The organism is Streptomyces rubrogriseus (assembly GCF_027947575.1).
GTDB lineage: Bacteria > Actinomycetota > Actinomycetes > Streptomycetales > Streptomycetaceae > Streptomyces > Streptomyces rubrogriseus.
Genome location: NZ_CP116256.1, coordinates 5,132,476 through 5,151,926 on the forward strand (window position 1 = coordinate 5,132,476; position 19,451 = coordinate 5,151,926).

Here is a 19,451-nt window from a genome sequence, read left to right on the forward strand (position 1 = left end):
GTCTCAGCCCTGCTGGAAAAGCTCCGCCGGGAGCGGCTTCAGCAGGGCGTACAGGTCGTCGGTGATGGGGCGGTCCCAGGCGGCGATGGTCACCAGGACGCCGTCGCTGCGGTCGAACTGGACGCAGGAGATCCGGCTCTCGGAGAGCTTGAGGCGGCGCACGATGAGCAGGTTGTCGCCCTGCATCACGGGGACGTCCTCGGCGCCGACGACCGTGATCTCCTCGTCGTTCTCCAGCGCGAGCAGCAGCTGGGCCACCTCGAAGGGGATCTCTCCCTCGGGGACCTCGCGGGCCGGTGAGCCGTCCGGGAGGTTGCCGATGATCATCGCGGGGCCGCGGCCGCCGAACAGGTCGTAGCGCAGGAAGACGCCCTGACAGCTGCCGTCGGGCGCGGGCAGCAGACCGGCGCCGAGATTGCCGGGCCAGTCGCCCGGGTCCATGGCCAGTACGTCGAAGTCGGGCCCGGCGGGCGTGGCGCTGCGGCGGCGGAGGAACGACATGCCGCCATGGTACGTGGCCGGGGGCCGGGAACGGCGTGCGGGCGGCGGCCCGGCCGGGCTACGCGGTCCGCCGCTGCCGGTCCTGGTGGCGGGCCACCCTGGCCCGGTTGCCGCAGGAGGGCCTGCACCATTCCTGCCGGGGGTGCTCCTTGAGGAAGTAGCGCACGCAGCGCGGCGCGTGGCAGGCCCGCAGCCGTTTCAGGTCGGGCCCCGCGAGGAAGCCGATCACGGCCTGGGCGAGGGCGGCTGCGAGGTCCGCCCGTACGCCCTGCGCGGGGGCGGCGCGCACGACGGGCCCGGCGGCGTCGGCCCAGGCCAGGACGGGGACCGTGGGGGTGCGGGCGGCGGCCTCGTTCAGGAGCCGCAGGGCCTGGGGCACGGGCAGCAGCCGGGCGGCGTCGGCGGGGCTCGGCTCGCCGGGGCGCACGGCGCGGGCGAAGAGGGCCCGGGCGGCGGCCCGTACGTCGCGTACGGCGGCCAGGGTGGACGCGTCGGCCTCGAAGACCTCGGCGTCCGGCACCACGCCGGGGTGTGCCCAGGCCCAGGCGGTGAGCCCGGCCGGGTCGGCCAGTTCGTCGGCGACGCCGCCCTGCCCGTCGTGCCGGACGGTCAGCGCCAGGTCGAGCGCGATCCGGGTGTCCCTGCTGGCCGAGTCCTGCATGCGGCCGATGATAGGCACGCCGGGCCCGGCGGGGTGTCACTCCTGCGAGGGACCGGGGGGCACCACCGCGATCGGGGCCGCCGCGTGCAGCAGCACGGCGTGGGTGACCGAGCCCATCATCCGGGCGGGGGCCAGCAGGCGCCGGCGGTGCCGGCCGACGACGATCAGGTCGGCGTCCTTGGAGGACGCGACCAGGTTTCCGGCGGCGTCGCCGGGCACCACGTGGGTGTCGGCCCGGACGTCGGGGTGGCGTCCGCGGTAGGGGGCGAGCAGGCCGTCGGCCAGGACCCGGGTCTCGCTCTCGATGGAGACCTCGTCGATCACCAGGGGCATCATCTGGCCCGCGGCGGCCCAGGTCTGCACCGGCCACGGGTAGGCCGCGACCACCTGGAGGCGGGCGCCGCGCAGCCCGGCCTCGGTGAAGGCGAAGGACAGGGTGGCGTCGTCGGGGCTGTCCACGTGCAGGCCGACCACCACCCGGGGGCCGGGTTCGGCCGGTGCCTCGCCGTGGACCTCGCGTCCGGGCCGGGGCACCACGACGACCGGGCACTCCGCGTCGCGGGCGGCGGCCATGCCGTTGGAGCCCAGCAGCAGGCCGGCGAAGCCGCCCCGGCCCCGGGAGCCGAGGACGAGCAGCTGGGCGTCCGCGCCCAGTTCCGGCAGCAGGGCACCCGGAACGCCTTCCATGCCCACGTACTCCGTCGGCACCGCGAAGGCCCGTCCCTGAAGGTGCGCCCGCGCCTGGTCGAGCGCGGGGTCCTCGGCGGTGTCCGGCGGGCCCGCGACCAGGACGTCGGTCTGGGCCCAGGCGGCGTACTGGCGCACGTGCACCACCCGCAGGGGTGCCTCGCGCCGGTGGGCGGCGTCGAGCGCCCAGTCCAGGGCGCGCAGGCCGTCGTCCGAACCGTCGACCGCCGCGATGACCGGCAGGGTGCTCATGGGTCCTCACCTCCGGAGTACGGACTTCCCCCCGGCGGCGGACCGAACACCCCGGTTCGGCCGGTCGGCGCACCCCGCGGTGTCCTACGTGAGGTCGAACTCCCCTTCCCGCGCTCCCGACACGAACGCGCCCCATTCCGCCGGGGTGAAGATCAGGGAGGGGCTCTGCGGGCTGCCGCTGTTCCGCATGGCGATGAATCCCTCGACAAAGGCGATCTGGACATCCCCCAGGCCTCGGCTGCTGGACTGCCACTGCGCGTTGCTGAGATCCAGCTCCGGCTTGTCCCAGCCCATGAGCGTGCGCTGGTGGGTGGTGCTCTCGGCCACGTCCGTGCTCCTCCCGGTTTCGTCGTCCGCGGCCAGCCTAGCGACCGGGTTCGACCGCCGACAGGCCACGTGGGAAGTGCCTTGCGGGGAGATGCGAAGGAGATCGGTTCGGTCCGAGGAAGGTGGCGATCCGGTGGGTGAACCAGCGCGGGTCGTCCAGCCACGGGTAGTGCCCGGCGCCGGGCTGGACGGCGAGCTCGGCGCGCGGGAAGACGTCGGCGCAGCGGCGCGCCAGCTCCGGGCTGGGGCCGCCGTCGCGCTCACCGGCGAGGACGAGCACCGGGGCGAGGCAGCGGGCGAGCGCGGCCCTGGTGGCGGGCGGGTCGAAGGCGTCCGGGGAGAGGAAGACGTCGCCCGCCCCGTCGTTGCTCTCCTCGTCGGCGCGCGCGTCGTGTGCGCGGGCCGTGTCGTCCCAGCGGCCGAAGAAGAAGGGCGCGAACACGGGGTCGAACTCGCCGGTCCCGGCGAGCCAGGCCCGGAAGGGCCCGATGGCCTCCTCGAACCACGGCTCGTCCGCGCGCAGGAGCGCCGCCCGGAGCCGGTCCTCGGGCGTCGCCGGCATGTCCAGGGCCCAGGGGGTGGCGGTGACCAGGACGAGCCGTGACACCCGTTCCGGGTGGCGGGCGGCGTACAGCAGGGCGAGGCTGCCTCCGGCCGAGTGCGCGAGGAGGTCCATGCGTGCGAGGCCGAGGTGCTCGCGCAGTGCCTCCACGTCGGCCACGAGCCGGTCGCAGCGGTATGTCGCAGGGTCCTGAGGGACGGCGGAGCCGCCGGTGCCGCGCAGGTCGAGGAGGACCAGCAGGCGGTGTGCGGCGAGGCCGCCCAGGTCGCCGAGGTAGCTGGACGCGCGCATGGGTCCGCCCGGCAGCACGACCAGCGGGTCCCCCTCGCCGCGTACGTGGAAGGCGAGGCGGGTCCCGTCGTGGGCGGTGAAGGTCTGCATGGCGCCGATCCTCACCGTCCGCCGCGCTGCCGCGCAACGGGGTTGGGGAACCGGGCCCCGGGTTCAGGCACCGGCGAAGCGGTCCCGCAGTTCCCTCTTGAGGATCTTCCCGCTGGCGTTGCGCGGCAGGGCGTCCACGAACAGGACGCGTTTGGGCGCCTTGAAGGCGGTGAGCCTCTCGCGGGTGTGGGCGATCAGCTCGTCCTCGGTGACCTCCGAGCGGGGGACGACGACGGCCGTGACGGCCTCGATCCACCGTTCGTCGGGCAGGGCGATCACGGCCGCCTCGGCGACGGCGTGGTGCGTGTAGAGGGCGTCCTCGACCTGGCGTGAGGCGACCAGTACGCCACCGGAGTTGATGACGTCCTTCACCCGGTCGACGATGGTGTAGTAGCCGTCGGCGTCCCGGACGGCGAGGTCGCCGGAGTGGAACCAGCCGTCGCGGAAGGCGGCCTCGGTCTCCTCGGGCCGGTCCCAGTAGCCGTCGCACAGCTGCGGGGAGCGGTAGACGACTTCGCCGGGCGTGCCGTCGGGGACGTCCTTGCCGTCCTCGTCGACCACACGGGCGTCGACGAAGAGGACCGGGCGGCCGCAGGAGTCCATGCGGCCCTCGTGCTCGTCCGGGCCGAGCACGGTGGCGAGCGGGCCGATCTCGCTCTGGCCGAAGCAGTTGTAGAAGGCGAGGTGCGGCAGGCGTGCGCGCAGTCGTTCCAGAACGGGCACCGGCATGATGGACGCGCCGTAGTAGGCCTTGCGCAGGCCGGTCAGGTCGCGGGTGGCGAAGTCGGCGCGGTTCGCCAGGCCGATCCACACGGTGGGCGGTGCGAACAGGCTGTCCACGCGGCCCGCTTCGATCAGGTCGAAGAGCCGGTCGCCGTCGGGCGCGTCCAGGATGATGTTGGTCGCGCCGACGGCGAGGTAGGGCAGCAGGAAGACGTGGGTCTGGGCCGAGTGGTAGAGCGGGAGCGCGTGCACGGGGCGGTCGCCGGCGCCGAGGTCCAGCGCGGTGATGGCGCTCAGGTACTCGTGCACCAGCGCCCGGTGGGTCATCATCGCGCCCTTGGGCAGCGCGGTGGTGCCCGAGGTGTACAGGAGCTGCACCAGGTCCTCGGCGCCCGGCTCGGGGCCGTCGTACGGGGGCGCCGCCGCGAGGCGGGCCAGGAGCGAGTCGTCGGTGTCGCGCAGCGGCAGGGTGCGGGCCTGGCCGGGGAGCCGGGCGGCGAGGCCGGGGTCGGTGAGGACCAGGGTGCTGCCGGACTGGCCGACGATGTGGGCGAGGTCCTCGCCGGTGAGGTTCTGGTTGACCGGGACGTGCACCAGGCCCGCGCGGGCGCAGGCCAGGAACGCGATCAGGTAGGCGTCGGAGTTGTGGCCGTAGGCGGCGACCCGGTCGCCCGGGGACAGTCCCTCGCCCAGCAGGACGCTCGCCGCGCGGGAGACCGCGGTGTCGAGTTCCGCGTACGTCCAGGAACGGTCGCGGTACTCCACCGCGACGCGTGCCGGAGTGCGTCGGGCGCTGCGGCGCAGCACCCCGTCAACAGTGCTGCCGGTGCTGCCGTGTCCGGGCGTCATGACCTGATCCTCGGCCGGTCGCGGGGGCGGGTCAAGCGGTGTGCGCCGGTCCGCCGGCTCCCGGCGCCCGCTCGGTCCGCCCCATTGACACGGCCCGTCGCTGACAGGAAAGTTTCACTCCGCACGGCGATCCGGGAAAGATACTTTCAGCTTCGGTGGCGGGAGACTCTTCGATGGCCGGTCAGGCGACGAACGGATTCAGTCGGCGTCAACTGGGCGCCGGCGCCCTGGCCCTGGGGGGTGCCCTGGCCGTCGCCCCGTTCGCGGCCGGGCCGGCCGAGGCCGTCTCGGACACAGGCCGCCGTCCCACCCTGCGGCGCGGTTCCGCCGAACGCGCCGGGCTCCTCCCCGGCCATCTGCGCCGGCTCGTCACCGACGCCGAGGCATTCCTCGGCCCGTCCCCCGAGCACCCGTGGTACGCGGGCGCCGTGCTGCTCGCCGGCCGGGGCGGCACGGTGGCGCTGCACGAACCGATCGGCATGGCGGTGCGCTACCGGGCCTACGACGAGGCGACGGACACCGGTGTCGAGTTCCCGCCGGACGAGCAGATCCCGATGGCCGGGGACACGGTGTTCGACCTCGCGTCGATCTCCAAGCTGTTCACCTCGATCCTCGCCGTGCAGCAGCTGGAGCGGGGCGCGCTGGAGCTGGCGGCGCCGGTCGCCTCGTACCTGCCGGACTTCGGCCGGGCGGGCAAGAAGGACGTGACGATCCGGCACCTGCTGACCCACACCTCGGGTTTCCGGGCGTGGATCCCGCTGTACAGCGCGCCCACGTACGAGGAGAAGGTGCAACTCGTCTACGCCGAGGCCCCCGTCAGCGCGCCCGGCACGGCGTACCTGTACTCGGACCTCAACATGATCTCGCTCCAGCTGGTGCTGGAGGAGGTCACGGGCCGCACACTGGACGTCCTGCTGCGCGAGGAGATCACGAGGCCGCTGGGTCTCACCCGCACCCGCTACAACCCGCCCGCCTCCTGGCGGCCCGGGATCGCGGCCACCGAGGACGCCCGCAAGCCCTGGTCCGGTCTGGACCGGGGGCTGGTGTGGGGCGAGGTGCACGACGAGAACGCCTTCAGCCTGGGCGGCGTCGCGGGACACGCGGGGGTGTTCTCCTGCGCGTGGGACCTCGCGGTCCTCGGTCGGGCCCTGCTCAACGGCGGGTCCTACGGGCGGGCGCGGATCCTGCGGCCGGAGTCCGTGGAGCTGATGTTCACGGACTTCAACACCGACTTCCCGGGCGACGAGCACGGCCTGGGCTTCGAGCTGTACCAGCACTGGTACATGGGTGCGATGGCCACGCCGCGCACGGCCGGGCACACCGGTTTCACGGGCACCTCGCTGGTGCTCGACCCGACGACCGACTCCTTCCTCGTCGTCCTCGGCAACTCCGTCCACCCGGTGCGCGGTTGGCGTTCCGGGTCGGCCCCCCGGGTGGCGGCGGGCACCAACCTGGCGCGGGCGGTACCGGTCCGTCCGGCACACGGGCGCACGGCGTGGTTCTCGGGGACGGCGAATTCCACCACGGCCACGCTCACGCTGCCCGCCCTGGACACGTCGGCCGGGCGGGCCCGACTGCGCTGCGCGCTGTGGTGGGACACCGAGCCCGGCTCGGACGTGCTGGTCCTGGAGGCCTCGACCGACGGCGGCGCGGAATGGCGGCCGGTGCCGTTCACCACCACGCGCCGCGGCGAGGCGCCCCGCGACCATCCGGCGGGCTCGGCCACCGGCTGGTCGGGACGCGTCTGGCACCGGCTGAGCGCCGCGCTCCCGGCCGCGCACGGGCTCACCCTGCGCTGGCGGTACACGACCGACCGGCTGTACGTGGGCCGCGGGGCGTACGTCGACGGCCTGCGCGCGGACGCGGCCGGCGAGGTCCTGTTCCACGACGCGCGCCCGGCGGACGCGGCACGCGTCGTGGCCGAGGGGTGGACGGCGTCGGCGGACTAGGCCCTGTCCTGTTCCAGCACCGCCATCGCCGCGTTGTGCCCCGGTACCCCGCTCACGCCTCCTCCGCGCACGGCGCCCGCGCCGCACAGCAGGACGCCTGCCCGGCCGGTCTCCACGCCCCAGTGGCCGGTGCCCTCCTGGGCGTGGGGCCAGGACAGCTCGCGGTGGAAGATGTTGCCGCCGGGCAGGCGCAGGTCGCGTTCCAGGTCGAGGGGCGATCTGGCCTCGATGCAGGGCCGTCCGTCGGCGTCGGTCGCCAGGCAGTCGGCGAGGGGCTCGGCCAGGTGGGCGTCGAGCTGGGCGAGGGTCGACTGGAGCAGTTCCTCGCGTACGGCGTCGTTGTCCCGGGCGAAGAGGCGGGCGGGCGTGTGCAGGCCGAACAGGGTGAGGGTGTGCATGCCCTTGGCGGCCAGGCCGGGCCCGAGGATCGTGGGGTCGGTCAGCGAGTGGCAGTAGATCTCCGAGGGCGGGGCGGCGGGCAGTTCACCGGCGGCCGCCCGGGCGTGCGCGGCGGCCAGTTGCTCGTAGCCCTCGGCGATGTGGAAGGTCCCGGCGAAGGCCTCGCGCGGGTCGGTGTCCGGGTCGCGCAGCCGCGGCAGCCTGGTCAGCAGCATGTTCACCTTGAGCTGGGCGCCCTCGGCCGGTGCGGGCGGGGCGTCCCCCGTGAGCGCCGCCAGCTCGCGCGGCGAGGCGTTCACCAGGACGTGGCGGGCGGCGGCGACGCCCTCGCCGTCGGCCGAGCGGAAGGTGACCTCGGCGCTGTGCCCGTCCGCGTCGATCCGGACCGCCTCGTGGCCGGTGGCGAGCACGGCACCCGCGGCGCGGGCGGCGTCGGCCAGCGCGTCGGTGAGCGCGCCCATGCCGCCGACGGGTACGTTCCAGGCTCCGGTGCCGCCGCCGATCACGTGGTAGAGGAAGCAGCGGTTCTGGGCCAGGGAGGGGTCGTGGGCGTCGGCGAAGGTGCCGATCAGCGCGTCGGTGAGGGCCACGCCCCGCACCAGGTCGTCGGCGAAGTGCTCCTCGATCGCGACGCCGACCGGCTCCTCGAACAGGGCCCGCCAGGCCGTCTCGTCGTCGACCCGGCGGCGCAGTTCGTCCCGGGTGGGCAGCGGTTCGGTGAGGGTGGGGAAGACCCGCTGGGCCACGTGGCCGGTCATGGCGTAGAAGCGCTGCCAGGCGGCGTACTCCCGCTGCGAGCCGGTGAGCCGGGCGAACGACTCGCGGGTGCGGCGCTCGCCCCCGCCGACGAGGAGCCCGGTGGGCCGCCCGGCGCGCTCGACGGGCGTGTACGAGGAGACGGTGCGCGCACGCACCCGGAAGTCCAGGCCGAGATCCCGCACGATCTTCCTGGGCAGCAGGCTGACCAGGTACGAGTAGCGCGACAGCCGTGCGTCGACCCCGGCGAACGGCGCCGTGGACACGGCCGCTCCGCCGGTGTGGTCCAGCCGTTCGAGGACCAGCACGGAGCGGCCGGCCCGGGCCAGGTAGGCGGCGGCGACCAGGCCGTTGTGGCCGCCGCCGACGATGACGGCGTCGTAGCTGCGGGAGGTGCTGGGCGGGGGCGTCATGGCTCTTGGTAGCACGGCCCGATCCGGGGCGGCCAGCCCGGCGTCGCGCACCGTGCCCGGTCAGCGGGCGGCCACCGAGCGCAGTGTCGCGACCCTGCGGTACAGCTCCGCCGCCTCGGCCGCGCGGCCGAGCTGTTCCAGGCAGTGGGCCTCGTCGTCGCGGGCGACGAGGGTGTCGGGCCGGTCGGGGCCCAGGACCCGTTCGCGGGCGGCGGCGACCAGCCGGTACTCGGTGAGGGCGGCGGCCCAGCGGCCCAGCCAGCCCAGGGCGACGGCGACCTCGCGGTGGCTGACCAGGGTGTCGGGATGGTCGGGGCCCAGCACCCGTCCGCGGGCCGCGCACACCGCGCGGGCCTCGTCCAGCGCCTCCGCCCAGCGGCCCAGCCTGCCGAGGTTGACGCCCCGGCCGTGCCGGGCGCGCAGGGTCTCGGGATGATCGGCGCCCTGGGCGCGGGCGCGGTCGGCGATCAGTTCCTCGTAGGCGGTCAGCGCCTCGGCGCAGCGGCCGAGGCGGCCGAGGGCGACGCCGGTCTCGTAGCGGGCGGCGAAGGTGTCGGGGTGGTCGGGGCCGAGAGCTCGGGCGCGGGCGGCGGCGACCTCGCGGTAGGTCGCCAGAGCCTCCTGCCAGCGGTCGAGCCGCCCGAGTTCGTAGGCCACCTCGTAGCGGGTGACGAGAGTGTCGGGGTGGCCGGGGCCGAGCACCCGGGCCCGGGCCGCGGCCACCTCGCGGGCCATCCGGTGGGCGTCCTCGGTACGGCCGAGCCGGCCCAGGTTGAAGGCCAGGTTGTGCCGGCAGCGCAGGGTGTCGGGATGGTCGGCGCCCATGGTGCGCTCACGGGCGGTCAGCACCGACGTGTACACCTGGTGGGCGTCGGTGTGGCGGCCCAGCCGGCCCAGGGTGTAGGCCATCTCCTGGCGGACGGCGAGGGTGTCGGCGTGGTCGGCGCCCAGCGTCCTGATCCGGGCCTGGGCGACACCCTTGTAGGCGCGCAGCGCGTCGGCGGCCCGGCCGGTGCGCCCCAGTGCGAAGGCGGCCTCGTAGCGGCTGGCGAGCGTGTCGGGGTGGTCGGGGCCGAGCAGGCGCTCGCGTTCGGCCGCGACCGCGCGGTGCGCCCGGCCCGCCTCCTCCCAACGGCCGAGGCGGCCCAGGCTCAGTGCCGCGTTGTGGCGCTCGGCGAGCCCGGCGGCGGCCTCGGACGCCTAGCTCGGGCCACTCGTCCGGGGCGGGGGCGACGCTTCGGCCGCCGTCGGTCCCGTCGCCGGCGGGCCGCGGGATCCACTCGCCGGACAGGCCCGCCCCGGGGTCCGGGGTGTGGCGCGCGGGCCGGTGCCGGTCGCCTTGTGACCGGTGGTCATGCCGTGGGTCCAGGACGGCAGCCCGGCGCGGCGGCCGAGCTGCCGCGGCGTCCGCGGCCGGGCCGCCGCGAGGTCGGCACCCGCGCCGGTGCGGTGCGCCCGGCGGTGATCCGGCGGCCCAGCTCGCCGGCGTCGTCCGGGCGCTGCTCGGGCCGCTTGGCCAGCAGGTCCAGGATGATCCGCTCCAGGTACCGGGGCAGCTCGGCGCGGTGGGTGCGGGGCGGTTCGGGCTCGGTGTCGCGGTGGCCGACGAGGATCGCCCAGGCGTCGTCGAGGTCGAACGGCGGGACGCCGGTGGCGATCTCGTAGAGCACACAGCCCAGGGAGTACAGGTCGCTGCGCCGGTCGACCTCGTCCCCGCCGATCTGTTCCGGCGACATGTAGTGCGGGGTGCCCATGGCGATGCCGGTGCCGGTGAGCCGGGCGGTGAAGCCCGCGTCGGCACCCAGCCGGGCGATGCCGAAGTCGCAGATCTTCACGGTGCCATCGGCGGTCCGCACGATGTTGGCGGGCTTGAGGTCGCGGTGCACGATGCCCTGCTCGTGGGTGTAGGCGAGCGCGGAGGCGACCTGTTCGGCGATGTCGACGACGTCCGCGACGGGCAGCGGATGGCCCTTGTTGTCCGTCAGGAGCCGGCTCAGGTCACTGCCCTCCAGCAACTCCATGACCAGGAAGAGCATGCCGTCCCACTCGCCGAAGTCGTGGACGACGGTCACCCCGCGGTGCTGGAGCGCGGCGGCCACCCGGGCCTCGCGCCGGAATCTCTCCCGCAGGACGCGGGTGAAGGAGTGGTCGTGCTGCGTGCCCAGTGGTTTGAGGCACTTGACGGCTATGCGGCGGCCCAGTGACTCGTCCCGCGCCCGCCACACCTCGCCCATGCCGCCGCGCCCGATTCTCTCGAGCAGCCGGTACCGGCCCTGGATCAGCGTGCTGTCCCCCATGACTTCGCCCGCCCCCGTGGTTCAGTCCGCCGCGCCCTCCCCTGGCCGGTCCAGTATGGCCGCTTGTCGTCCGATTTTGTATGGCGCCGGGCGCACACCCGGGCCGAGCCGTGCCATGGCGCGCAGGATGTGTTTGGGCGGCAGCTGCCAGCGCAGACGTGCGGGGACGAGGCGCAGCAGGGTGCCCGTGGAGCGCAGCCGGCGGGTGACGGTGGCGGGCGGCGGCGCGGATCTGCCGTAGAGCTCGTGCGCGTACGGCGGTAGGGAGTCGTACGCAAGACGGGCGACCCGCCGCCACAGCAGCTCGCGGGCCGGGACCAGGAGGGGGTGCGTGGGCGGGCGGAGCAGGAAGTCGTCCACCTCGTGCGCGTCCGCTCCCGCGGCCAGTTCGGGCCGTACCCGCGCGAAGTAGGCGGCCAGCTCGGCCCGGTTCGCGGGTACGGAGGCGGGGTCGAGGCCGACCAGACGGGCGCTGTGCCGGTGTTCGGCGAGGTAGCGGTCGGCGTGGGCGTCGGTGAGCGGGAACCCGGAGCGGCGCAGGACGTGCAGGTAGGAGCCGATCTCGGCGCAGTGCACCCACAGCAGCAGGGCGGGTTCGTCGACGCCGTAGCGCTCGCCCGTGTCGGGGTCGGTGGCGCCGAGCATGCTGTGGATCTTCCTGACCCGGGCCCCGGCCCGCTCGGCCGCCTCGGTGGTGCCGTACGTCGTGGTGCCGACGAAGCCCGCGGTGCGCATCAGCCGGCCCCACGCGTCGCGCCGGAAGTCGCTGTTCTGCATCACGCCGCGCACCGCGCGCGGGTGCAGGGCCTGGAGGTAGAGGGCGCGGACGCCGGCCACCCACATCATCGGGTCGCCGTGCGCCTGCCAGGTCACGGAACCCGGGCCGAACAGTCCCGGGTCGCCGTCCGTCCGTGTCGCCGCCATACGGGCAGGCTAACGCGGCGCCGGACCCGTTCCCAGGGCCTCAGCGCAGGGTGGCCAGGAACTCTCCGCAGGCGCGGGCGCAGTCGCGGCAGGCCTGGGCGCTGTCCTCGGCGCCCGGGTGGTCGTCGAACACGTGCGCGCTCTCCAGGCACACCTGGCGGCACCACTCCAGCTGGGCGCGGATGGCGGCCTCGTCCACCTGGTTCTGCTCGGACAGCACCCGGCAGGTCGCGTCGCACACCTCCGCGCACATGATGCCCCGGCGCCGCACGAGTTCCTGGTTCTCGGTCCCGTCCGGGTCCACGAGGCTCGCCCGCAGGGCGCAGGCCCGGGCGCACTCGGTGCACGCCTGTGCGCAGGCGAAGCGGTCCTCGAGGAAGCGGAACAGTTCCTGCTGGGAAGTCGTCGTCGATGTCACACCGAGCGGGTTGCCGCCGGCCGCGGCGCCAAACGGCCGGACCCGGTGTTTCCAAGGGTTCCGGGCCGTTTCCGATCGGAAAGGCCGGCTCTTCGAGGGCGCGGGCGTCGCGGTGGCCGGTGAGCAGGTTCGTCACGCGGGCCGCGGGTACCCGCGCTCCATGACCAACGCATGGATGGACCTGGCCGCGGGCGGCTCCGGCGCGCTCGCCGTCTGGCTGATCGTCGCGGCCGTCGTGGTGGTGGCCGTACTGATCGGCGCGTTCGCCTTCGGCAGCCGGCAAAAGCGCCGGGAGCCGCCGCCGCCTCGTCCCGAGGAGCAGCCCCGTATGCCCGACGACGGTCCCGTCCACGAGGAGCGGGAGCGCCGGGAGCCCGACGAGATGCCCCGGAGCGACGAACGCACGCTGCCGCACGAGATGGGGCACCAGGGCAGCCGTACCGCCTCCGACCAGGAGCGCCCGCGCTGGGACGAGGGCAGCAGCGGGTCCTTCGGCAGCGGCGGCCCGGGCGGACGCTGATCCGGCAAGCCGAAGAGTGACGGTACGTGGCCGCTGCGTAGTTTCCGGCACGGGCGGTGGGGAACCCATGCGCCGTGCTGTTGCAGAGGAGAAGGGCCCGCGCCGGTGCGCGGGCCCGCCACGCGGCCGAACACACCGTCAACTGGGCCGACGGACGGCTCCCCGTCTCCGAGGGCGGGGGGCTGCTGCGCAAGGCCTTTCCCGAGCACTGGTCGTTCCTGCTGGGCGAGATCGCCCTGTACAGCTTCGTCGTGCTGCTGCTGACCGGGGTCTGGCTGACCCTGTTCTTCAAGCCCTCGATGACGGAGGTCGTCTACGACGGCTCGTACGAGCCCCTGCTGGGGATGAGCATGTCGGAGGCCTACCGATCGACTCTGGACATCAGTTTCGACGTGCGCGGCGGGCTGTTGATCCGGCAGGTGCACCACTGGGCCTCCTTGGTGTTCCTGTCCGCCATCGGGGTGCATCTGCTGCGAGTTTTCTTCACCGGCGCGTTCCGCCGACCGCGTGAGGTCAACTGGCTGATCGGCCTCACGCTCTTCGTGCTGGCGCTCGCCGAGGGCTTCGCCGGCTATTCGCTGCCGGACGACCTGCTGTCCGGGACGGGGCTGCGCATCGCCCAGGGGATCATGCTGTCCATCCCGGTGGTGGGGACGTACATCAGCATGTTCGTGTTCGGCGGCGAGTATCCCGGCCACGACATCGTGCCGCGGCTGTACTCGTTGCACATCCTGCTGGTTCCCGCGCTGCTGGTCGCGCTGGTCACGCTCCATCTGATCCTGGTGTTCTACCTGAAGCACACTCAGTGGGCGGGCCGCGGCCGCACCAACCGCAACGCGGTGGGCAAGCCGATGTTCCCGCCGTTCATGACGAACTCCACCGGCCTGTTCTTCATGGTCTTCGGGGTCCTGGTCGTGCTGGCGGCGGTGGCCGAGATCAACCCGATCTGGACGTACGGCCCCTACCGCCCCGACATCGTCTCCACCGGCTCGCAGCCGGACTGGTACGTCGGTTTCCTGGAGGGCTCGCTGCGGCTGATGCCGCCGTTCGAGACGGCGGTGGCGGGCCACACGGTCATGTGGAACGTGCTGGTGCCGGCGGTCCTGCTGCCGGGCGCCCTGTTCGCGGTGCTGTACGCCTATCCGTTCTTCGAGCGGTGGGTGACGGGCGACCACGAGGAACACCACCTGTGCGACCGGCCCCGGGACAAGCCCGTCCGCACCGGGCTGGGCGTCGCCGCGATCGTCTTCTACGGCATCCTGCTGCTGGCCGGCGGCAACGACATCCTCGCCCACACCTTCCACGTCTCGCTGAACCTGCTCACGTGGATCTTCCGCGTCTCGCTGGTGCTGGCACCGCCGCTGGCCTTCGTCGTGACCAAGCGGGTCTGCCTGGCACTCCAGGAGCACGACCGTGAGCGCCTGACCGAGGGCGAGGAGACGGGCGAGGTGCACCAGACCCTCGCGGGCGGCTACGCCGAGAGCCACGGTCCCCTCGACCCCGAGGAGCGTCACGTGCTGCGGGCGCGCAGGCAGCCCGCACCGCTCGCGCCGTCCCCGAAGGTGGGCGACGCGCCGCACGTGGGCCGGCTGCGGGCGACGCTCAGCGAGTGGTACTACGGCGACCGGGTCGACGTAGAGGACGCGGAGCCGGAACGGGAACGGGAGTCGGTGGCGCAGACGGAGGCGTCGGCGGAAGCGGTGGAACGGGGCTCCTACTCGGGCGAGCCGGAGCGCTGAACGCCCCGGTCGGCGTACTGGAAGACCAGTCCGCAGACCCCCATGGCGAGCAGGCCGAAGCCGATCAGGGCCAGCCACAGGCCGAAGACGATGCCGAACGCGAGCACCACGGCGGCCAGCGCGATGCTGATCGGCCAGGCGCTGCGCGGCGGGAAGAAGTCGATCGGACCCGCGGTGTCCACGACCTCACCATCGCCGCGGTCCTGCGCCCGCAGCCCGCGCCTGCGGTACTGCACGCGCAGGAAGAACGCGACGAGCGAGGCCATCAGGAAGGCGAGGACGAGGGCGGCGGTGCCGGCGGGCTCACGGGACCACCAGCCGTAGAGGGCCGCCTCGGCGCCGAAGAAGACCGCCACACCGGTGAACAGACGGGATTCGGTCCTCACTGCACATGCCTCTGATCGTGTCGGGCGACGTCGGGGTGGTGGAGGTCGAAGGCCGGGGACTCGGAGCGGATCCGGGGCAGGGACGTGAAGTTGTGGCGCGGCGGCGGGCTGCTGGTGGCCCATTCGAGGGAACGGCCGTAGCCCCAGGGGTCGTCCCGCCCGACCTTCTGGCCGTAGTGGTGGGTGCGCCACACGTTGTAGAGGAACGGCAGTGTGGACAGCCCGAGGAGGAAGGCGCCGATGGAGCTGATGGTGTTCAGCGTGGTGAAGCCGTCCGCGGCCAGGTAGTCGGCGTAGCGGCGCGGCATGCCCTGCTCGCCGAGCCAGTGCTGGACGAGGAAGGTGGTCTGGAAGCCGACGAAGAGGGTCCAGAAGTGGATCTTGCCGAGGCGTTCGTCGAGCAGTTTGCCGGTGAACTTCGGCCACCAGAAGTAGAAGCCGGCGAACATCGCGAAGACGACCGTGCCGAACAGCACGTAGTGCAGGTGGGCGACGATGAAGTACGAGTCCGTCAGGTGGAAGTCCAGGGGCGGGGAGGCGATGAGGACGCCGCTCATGCCGCCGAGCAGGAAGGTCACCAGGAAGCCGCACGCCCACAGCATGGGTGTCTCGAAGGAGAGCGAGCCGCGGATCATCGTGCCGATCCAGTTGAAGAACTTCACCCCGGTCGGCACGGCGATGAGGAACGACATGAGGGAGAAGAACGGGAGCAGCACGGCGCCGGTGGCGAACATGTGGTGGGCCCACACCACCGCGGAGAGAAAGGTGATGGCGATGGTGGCGCCGACCAGGCTGACGTAGCCGAAGATCGGCTTGCGGCTGAAGACCGGGATGATCTCGGTGACGATGCCGAAGAACGGCAGCGCGACGATGTACACCTCGGGATGGCCGAAGAACCAGAACAGGTGCTGCCACAGCAGCGCCCCGCCGCCCGCCGCGTCGAAGACGTGCGCGCCGAACTTGCGGTCGGCCTCGAGCATCAGCAGCGCGGCGGTGAGCACGGGGAAGGCGGGCAGTACCAGGATCGACGTGAACAGGATGTTCCAGGTGAAGATCGGCATCCGGAACATGGTCATGCCGGGGGCGCGCAGGCAGATGATGGTGGAGATGAAGTTGACGGCGCTGAGCGTGGTCGACACGCCGCTCACCACCAGGCCCATCGTCCACAGGTCGCCGCCGGGGCCCGGGCTGAAGGTGGCGCTGTTCAGCGGCGCGTAGGCGAACCAGCCGAACGAGGCCGCTCCCCCGGGCGTCAGGAAGCCCGACACCACCATCAGTCCGCCGAACAGGTACATCCAGTACGACAGCGCGTTGAGCCGGGGGAAGGCCAGGTCGGGGGCGCCGATCTGCAGGGGCATGATGACGTTGGTGAACCCGGCGAACAGCGGGGTCGCGAACAGCAGCATCATGATGGTGCCGTGCACGGTGAACAGCTGGTTGTACTGCTCGTTGCTGAACAACTGGAGCCCGGGCCGGGCGAGTTCACTGCGCATCAGCATGGCGAGGACGCCGCCGAGGAGGAAGAAGCCGAACGACGTCGCGAGGTAGAGATGGCCGATCACCTTGTGATCGGTCGTCGTGGCCCACCGCACCAGTACCCGGCCCAGCGTGCGGTTCGTCCGCTGCCGAGCCGGGGTCCGGCGCGGCGACTTCGTCCTTCTGTCCACCGCCATGCGGCGGAGAGTACCCAGGCGCCCTGGACTCAGGCCCACGACCACGCCGAGGCCGGCGCGGGGCGTCCGGCGGATGGGCCACCTGGCGCACGCGGGCACGGACCGGACGGTGCCGGATCCGCGCCCGCTCGCGGCGATCGGGTTACGAGGCGTCGAGCACGGTGCCGGTCAGCACCGGGCCCTGCGGTTCGCCCTCGTCGTCGGTGTTCTGGAAGCCGACGTACTCGGTGGGCTCCGCGATCTCGTCGCCGACGGTGGGCACGGTCACCTCGGTCTCCGTCTCACCGGGCGGCACGGAGACCCAGAGCGCGAAGTAGTCCAGCCGGGAGAGCGGGACCTCACCCTCCGGGACCACACCCACCGTATCGACGAGCCAGTCGTGGTCGACGTCCTTGGTGGACAGCTCGGGACGGGTGCCGTCGGGGACCGGTACCAGCACGGAGTACAGGTCCACGTCGGCGGGTTCCGAGAGCGAGACCCGCCAGCGCAGCGGCTGCCCCTCGGTGACCTCGTCGGCGACGGGCGTGACATCGATCTTCGGCACCGGGTCGTCCTCCGCGACCGTCACGCCGCCGGCGTAGGAGCCGACGACCGAGCCGTGCACCGCCTTGACCAGCAGGTCGTGGTTCGAGTCGCCGCCGTAGCGCTTGTTGCCCGTCACCTTGACGGGCACGTCGACGAAGGGGCGGCCGGAGCGCACGGTGACCAGGCGCTCCTCGACCGCCGTGCCGAACCCTTCCATGACGTACATCCGGACCGTTCCGGTGCCCTTGCCCGAGACCCGCACCGGGACGTGGTAGGTGCGCACGCCGGAGTCGCCCTCCTCGACCGTCGTCCGGCCGACGTCGACGCGGGCCAGCGGGGCCGGCCGCACCTGGGGCGTGCCGGGGTGCCAGGCGTAGGCGTCCATCAGCCAGGCCTTGCCGGCCCGGGAACGGGGCGTCAGTTCCAGCGCGGTGACCCGGCGCAGGTCGACTCCGGCGCGGGTGGCGGCGGTGAGCGGTACGCGCAGTTCCTGCGCCCAGTAGGAGGCGGTGCGTTCGCTGCCCGGCAGGCCGTCGGCGCGGACTGCGCCGAGGGTGGCACGGCGGCCGGCGGCGTCGGTGACGGCCACGTCGAGCCGGGTGTCGGTGCTGCCCGGCGGCACGATGACGCGCAGGGCGAGGCTCCGTGCGCCGTTCAGGGAGACGGGTGTGCCGGGACGGACCCGGGCCGCGGTGCCGGGCGCGGACCAGTCCAGGGCGATCGCGCCGCGGCCGGTCTCGCGTTCCGGCTGCCAGTACGCGAAGTGCGGTGAGGAGCCGTGCGCGTCCTCGCCGAGGCAGGCGACGCCCGGGGCGGGGTCGACCGCGGAGCACAGGCGTCCGCCGCCGGTCACCCGCAGGCCGGCTGTCCGGCAGGAGTCCGGCGCCGCGGTCGGCGCCGACCGCGTGGGTCAGCACCCGGGCCGGGTCGGCCGAGGGGGCGCGGCGGCCGGTGCCGTCGACCAGTTCGCGCACCCGGTCGTCACCGGCGACGAACAGCCGGGCGGCGGCGGCGACGTAGGTCGCGCCGGCCCGGTGCTGCTGCCCGGCGGTGAGCCGGGTGGGGCGGTCCGCCGAGCAGACCGGGTCGGGGTCCTCGGGGTCCTCCCAGAAGTCGTCGGAGGCGGGCGCCTGGGCCAGGCCTGGCGTCCACTCGGTGTTGAAGTAGTTGTGGTTGGCGCCGGTGATGTAAACCGCGCTGTGCAGGGCGCGGCCCCGGCTCACTCCTCGGGTGCCGTCGACGTACAGCTGCCCCTGGAGGTCGGAGACGTCGCCGTCGCAGCCCGGCAGGATCGTCAGGGACGGCACGTCGGGCACCGGGTTCTGGCCGAAGGCGGTGGGACCGATGAGCACGGTGCCGCGGATGTTCCAGCGGGCCCGCTCCGGGTGGCCGTCCTGGTCCGCGGGCGGCGGGTACAGGCTGTCCATGGCCGCCCGGTCGACGCCTTCGCCGCCTCGGGAGTGGCCGACCAGCAGGACGCGGGAGAGGTCGGCCTTCGGGCCCCGGCGTACGGCGGCCGGGGCGGTGGAGGTCCTGGTGCCCCAGTCGGCCCAGCGGGCCAGGTGGGAGCGCACCAGTGACGAGCGGGCCTGGGCACCGCCGTCCTCGAGGTCGCCGTCCTGGCCGTTGATGCCGTTGGCGGAGATCGAGACGGTCACATAGCCCTGGGAGGCCAGCAGTTCCTGGTCCTGGAGGTAGCCGCGGTGGCTGGGGATGGGCCGGGCGTCGTCGGCGCAGGGCCAGTCGATGGTGACGGCCTCCTCGCCCTGGCCGGGGACGTAGCAGGTGGCGTGGCGGCCGTGCAGGAAGAGCGCGAGGGGGCGTTTGCCGGTCGCTCCCTTCGGTGCGACGACCACGCCGCGCATCTCGACCGGGGCGGACAGGCCGGGCAGTCGTACCGGGTCGAGCGTGTACTCGCCGGTGGTGGTGGCGAACCGGCCGGGCCGGCCCGGGTCGACGGTGCCGGCGGGGAGCTGGGGCGGGAGTTTCGCCTCGGGCGCCTGGGAGGGGCGGCGCTGCCGGGCGGCGGCTCCCGGGTCCTGGTCCAGCCGGCGGCCCGCGGCGCGGACCTGGAGGTCGGTCAGCCCCTCGGGTCCGCCCGGCCGGGCCTCGTCCAGTGGTAGGCGGAAGGTCCTGCCGTCGCGGTCCGGTTCCGGTACGCCGAGGAGGCGGCCGGCGGTGTGGAACTCCACCCGTGCGTCGCCGGGCGGCACGGCTCGCGGGGAGCGCCACTCCAGGGATCTCGCCTCGCCGGTGCCGGTGATCCGCCAGCCGGGCGGCAGGTCGGCGGTGCCGTTCGGTACCGCCCGTACGGATGCGGGTCCGCCGGGCGGTTCCGGCGCGGCCTGGGCCGCGGCGGGCGCGGCGCCCACCAGGGTCAGGGCCGCCGTCGCGGCGGCCCACAGCGTTCGAGCACGTATCAAGAATCCGCTCCTCAACACCTCGGTAGAACCTCGGTCCGGGGCAACGCCCTTACGGGCGCCCCCTGTTGGAGGAGGGGAAGGAGATC

At 73.6% G+C, this 19,451-nt stretch carries 14 protein-coding genes and 2 pseudogenes; 3 read left to right on the plus strand and 13 right to left on the minus strand.

Annotation, left to right across the window (positions count from 1 at the left end; translation table 11 throughout):
- Positions 1–3: 3 nt before the first annotated feature.
- The 6 genes from Sru02f_RS23545 to Sru02f_RS23570 all read right to left on the minus strand — a co-directional run bounded on the left by Sru02f_RS23545 (position 4) and on the right by Sru02f_RS23570 (position 4,943).
- Positions 4–501 carry a hypothetical protein gene (locus Sru02f_RS23545; protein WP_003971896.1) on the minus strand — a complete coding sequence of 166 codons (498 nt, stop codon included), beginning with the start codon at positions 499–501 and terminating at the stop codon, positions 4–6.
- A 58-nt stretch (positions 502–559) separates the two neighbouring features.
- Positions 560–1,162, minus strand: a complete 603-nt coding sequence (locus Sru02f_RS23550) for an ABATE domain-containing protein (RefSeq protein ID WP_174854961.1) — start codon at positions 1,160–1,162, stop codon at positions 560–562.
- Positions 1,163–1,198: 36 nt separating this feature from the next.
- Positions 1,199–2,101: a universal stress protein gene (locus Sru02f_RS23555; RefSeq protein ID WP_109028884.1), complete on the minus strand. Its 903-nt coding sequence runs from the start codon at positions 2,099–2,101 to the stop codon at positions 1,199–1,201.
- Between the two features lie 84 nt (positions 2,102–2,185).
- Positions 2,186–2,428, minus strand: coding sequence for a DUF397 domain-containing protein (locus tag Sru02f_RS23560; RefSeq protein ID WP_109028883.1), 243 nt, complete (start codon positions 2,426–2,428; stop codon positions 2,186–2,188).
- Positions 2,429–2,465: 37 nt separating this feature from the next.
- Positions 2,466–3,371, minus strand: coding sequence for an alpha/beta fold hydrolase (locus Sru02f_RS23565; RefSeq protein WP_109028882.1), 906 nt, complete (start codon positions 3,369–3,371; stop codon positions 2,466–2,468).
- A gap of 63 nt (positions 3,372–3,434) precedes the next feature.
- Positions 3,435–4,943, minus strand: a complete 1,509-nt coding sequence (locus Sru02f_RS23570) for an acyl-CoA synthetase (protein WP_109028881.1) — start codon at positions 4,941–4,943, stop codon at positions 3,435–3,437.
- A gap of 173 nt (positions 4,944–5,116) precedes the next feature.
- On the opposite strand from Sru02f_RS23570, the gene Sru02f_RS23575 reads away from it, so the two are divergent.
- Complete coding sequence (locus Sru02f_RS23575; RefSeq protein WP_167469230.1) at positions 5,117–6,892, plus strand: serine hydrolase domain-containing protein; 1,776 nt, start codon at positions 5,117–5,119, stop codon at positions 6,890–6,892.
- On the opposite strand, the gene Sru02f_RS23580 is transcribed toward Sru02f_RS23575, so the two are convergent.
- The 4 genes and pseudogenes from Sru02f_RS23580 to Sru02f_RS23595 form a co-directional block, all read right to left on the minus strand.
- Complete coding sequence (locus tag Sru02f_RS23580) at positions 6,889–8,460, minus strand: phytoene desaturase family protein (protein ID WP_167469229.1); 1,572 nt, start codon at positions 8,458–8,460, stop codon at positions 6,889–6,891. The two genes, Sru02f_RS23575 and Sru02f_RS23580, sit on opposite strands and share 4 nt — an antisense overlap.
- Positions 8,461–8,520: 60 nt before the next feature.
- Positions 8,521–10,757: pseudogene (locus tag Sru02f_RS23585) on the minus strand (tetratricopeptide repeat protein).
- 21 nt (positions 10,758–10,778) lie between these two features.
- Entirely contained in the window at positions 10,779–11,681 is a 903-nt protein-coding gene (locus tag Sru02f_RS23590) for an oxygenase MpaB family protein (protein ID WP_109028877.1), read from the minus strand.
- A 40-nt stretch (positions 11,682–11,721) separates the two neighbouring features.
- The gene (locus Sru02f_RS23595) at positions 11,722–12,099 is read right to left on the minus strand and encodes a four-helix bundle copper-binding protein (RefSeq protein WP_109028876.1); all 378 of its coding nucleotides are present in this window, start codon (positions 12,097–12,099) and stop codon (positions 11,722–11,724) included.
- A 160-nt stretch (positions 12,100–12,259) separates the two neighbouring features.
- Between Sru02f_RS23595 and Sru02f_RS23600 the strand changes: the two genes are divergently transcribed.
- A complete protein-coding gene (locus Sru02f_RS23600) occupies positions 12,260–12,619 on the plus strand; it encodes a DUF6479 family protein (protein WP_109028875.1) in 360 nt (119 codons plus the stop codon).
- Between the two features lie 74 nt (positions 12,620–12,693).
- Positions 12,694–14,358 (plus strand): cytochrome bc1 complex cytochrome b subunit, encoded by a 1,665-nt coding sequence (gene qcrB, locus Sru02f_RS23605; protein ID WP_109028874.1) that lies wholly within the window; start codon positions 12,694–12,696, stop codon positions 14,356–14,358.
- Here qcrB and Sru02f_RS23610 read toward each other — a convergent pair.
- From Sru02f_RS23610 to Sru02f_RS23620, 3 genes and pseudogenes are all read right to left on the minus strand, one after another.
- Positions 14,334–14,744 carry a cytochrome c oxidase subunit 4 gene (locus Sru02f_RS23610; RefSeq protein WP_109028873.1) on the minus strand — a complete coding sequence of 137 codons (411 nt, stop codon included), beginning with the start codon at positions 14,742–14,744 and terminating at the stop codon, positions 14,334–14,336. The two genes, qcrB and Sru02f_RS23610, sit on opposite strands and share 25 nt — an antisense overlap.
- The gene (ctaD, locus tag Sru02f_RS23615) at positions 14,741–16,417 is read right to left on the minus strand and encodes an aa3-type cytochrome oxidase subunit I (protein WP_203696051.1); all 1,677 of its coding nucleotides are present in this window, start codon (positions 16,415–16,417) and stop codon (positions 14,741–14,743) included. The genes Sru02f_RS23610 and ctaD overlap by 4 nt, the downstream gene beginning before the upstream one ends.
- A 142-nt stretch (positions 16,418–16,559) precedes the next feature.
- A pseudogene (locus tag Sru02f_RS23620) lies at positions 16,560–19,365 on the minus strand (hypothetical protein).
- Between the last annotated feature and the right edge of the window lie 86 nt (positions 19,366–19,451).

What these genes read in the sequence shown, in the direction of transcription:
- Sru02f_RS23545 (WP_003971896.1), bottom strand. Translation starts at nt 501, where the DNA reads ATGTCGTTCCTCCGCCGCCGCAGCGCCACGCCCGCCGGGCCCGACTTC.
- Sru02f_RS23550 (WP_174854961.1), bottom strand. Translation starts at nt 1,162, where the DNA reads ATGCAGGACTCGGCCAGCAGGGACACCCGGATCGCGCTCGACCTGGCG.
- Sru02f_RS23555 (WP_109028884.1), bottom strand. Translation starts at nt 2,101, where the DNA reads ATGAGCACCCTGCCGGTCATCGCGGCGGTCGACGGTTCGGACGACGGC.
- Sru02f_RS23565 (WP_109028882.1), bottom strand. Translation starts at nt 3,371, where the DNA reads ATGCAGACCTTCACCGCCCACGACGGGACCCGCCTCGCCTTCCACGTA.
- Sru02f_RS23570 (WP_109028881.1), bottom strand. Translation starts at nt 4,943, where the DNA reads ATGACGCCCGGACACGGCAGCACCGGCAGCACTGTTGACGGGGTGCTG.
- Sru02f_RS23575 (WP_167469230.1), top strand. Translation starts at nt 5,117, where the DNA reads ATGGCCGGTCAGGCGACGAACGGATTCAGTCGGCGTCAACTGGGCGCC.
- Sru02f_RS23580 (WP_167469229.1), bottom strand. Translation starts at nt 8,460, where the DNA reads ATGACGCCCCCGCCCAGCACCTCCCGCAGCTACGACGCCGTCATCGTC.
- Sru02f_RS23590 (WP_109028877.1), bottom strand. Translation starts at nt 11,681, where the DNA reads ATGGCGGCGACACGGACGGACGGCGACCCGGGACTGTTCGGCCCGGGT.
- Sru02f_RS23600 (WP_109028875.1), top strand. Translation starts at nt 12,260, where the DNA reads ATGACCAACGCATGGATGGACCTGGCCGCGGGCGGCTCCGGCGCGCTC.
- ctaD (WP_203696051.1), bottom strand. Translation starts at nt 16,417, where the DNA reads ATGGCGGTGGACAGAAGGACGAAGTCGCCGCGCCGGACCCCGGCTCGG.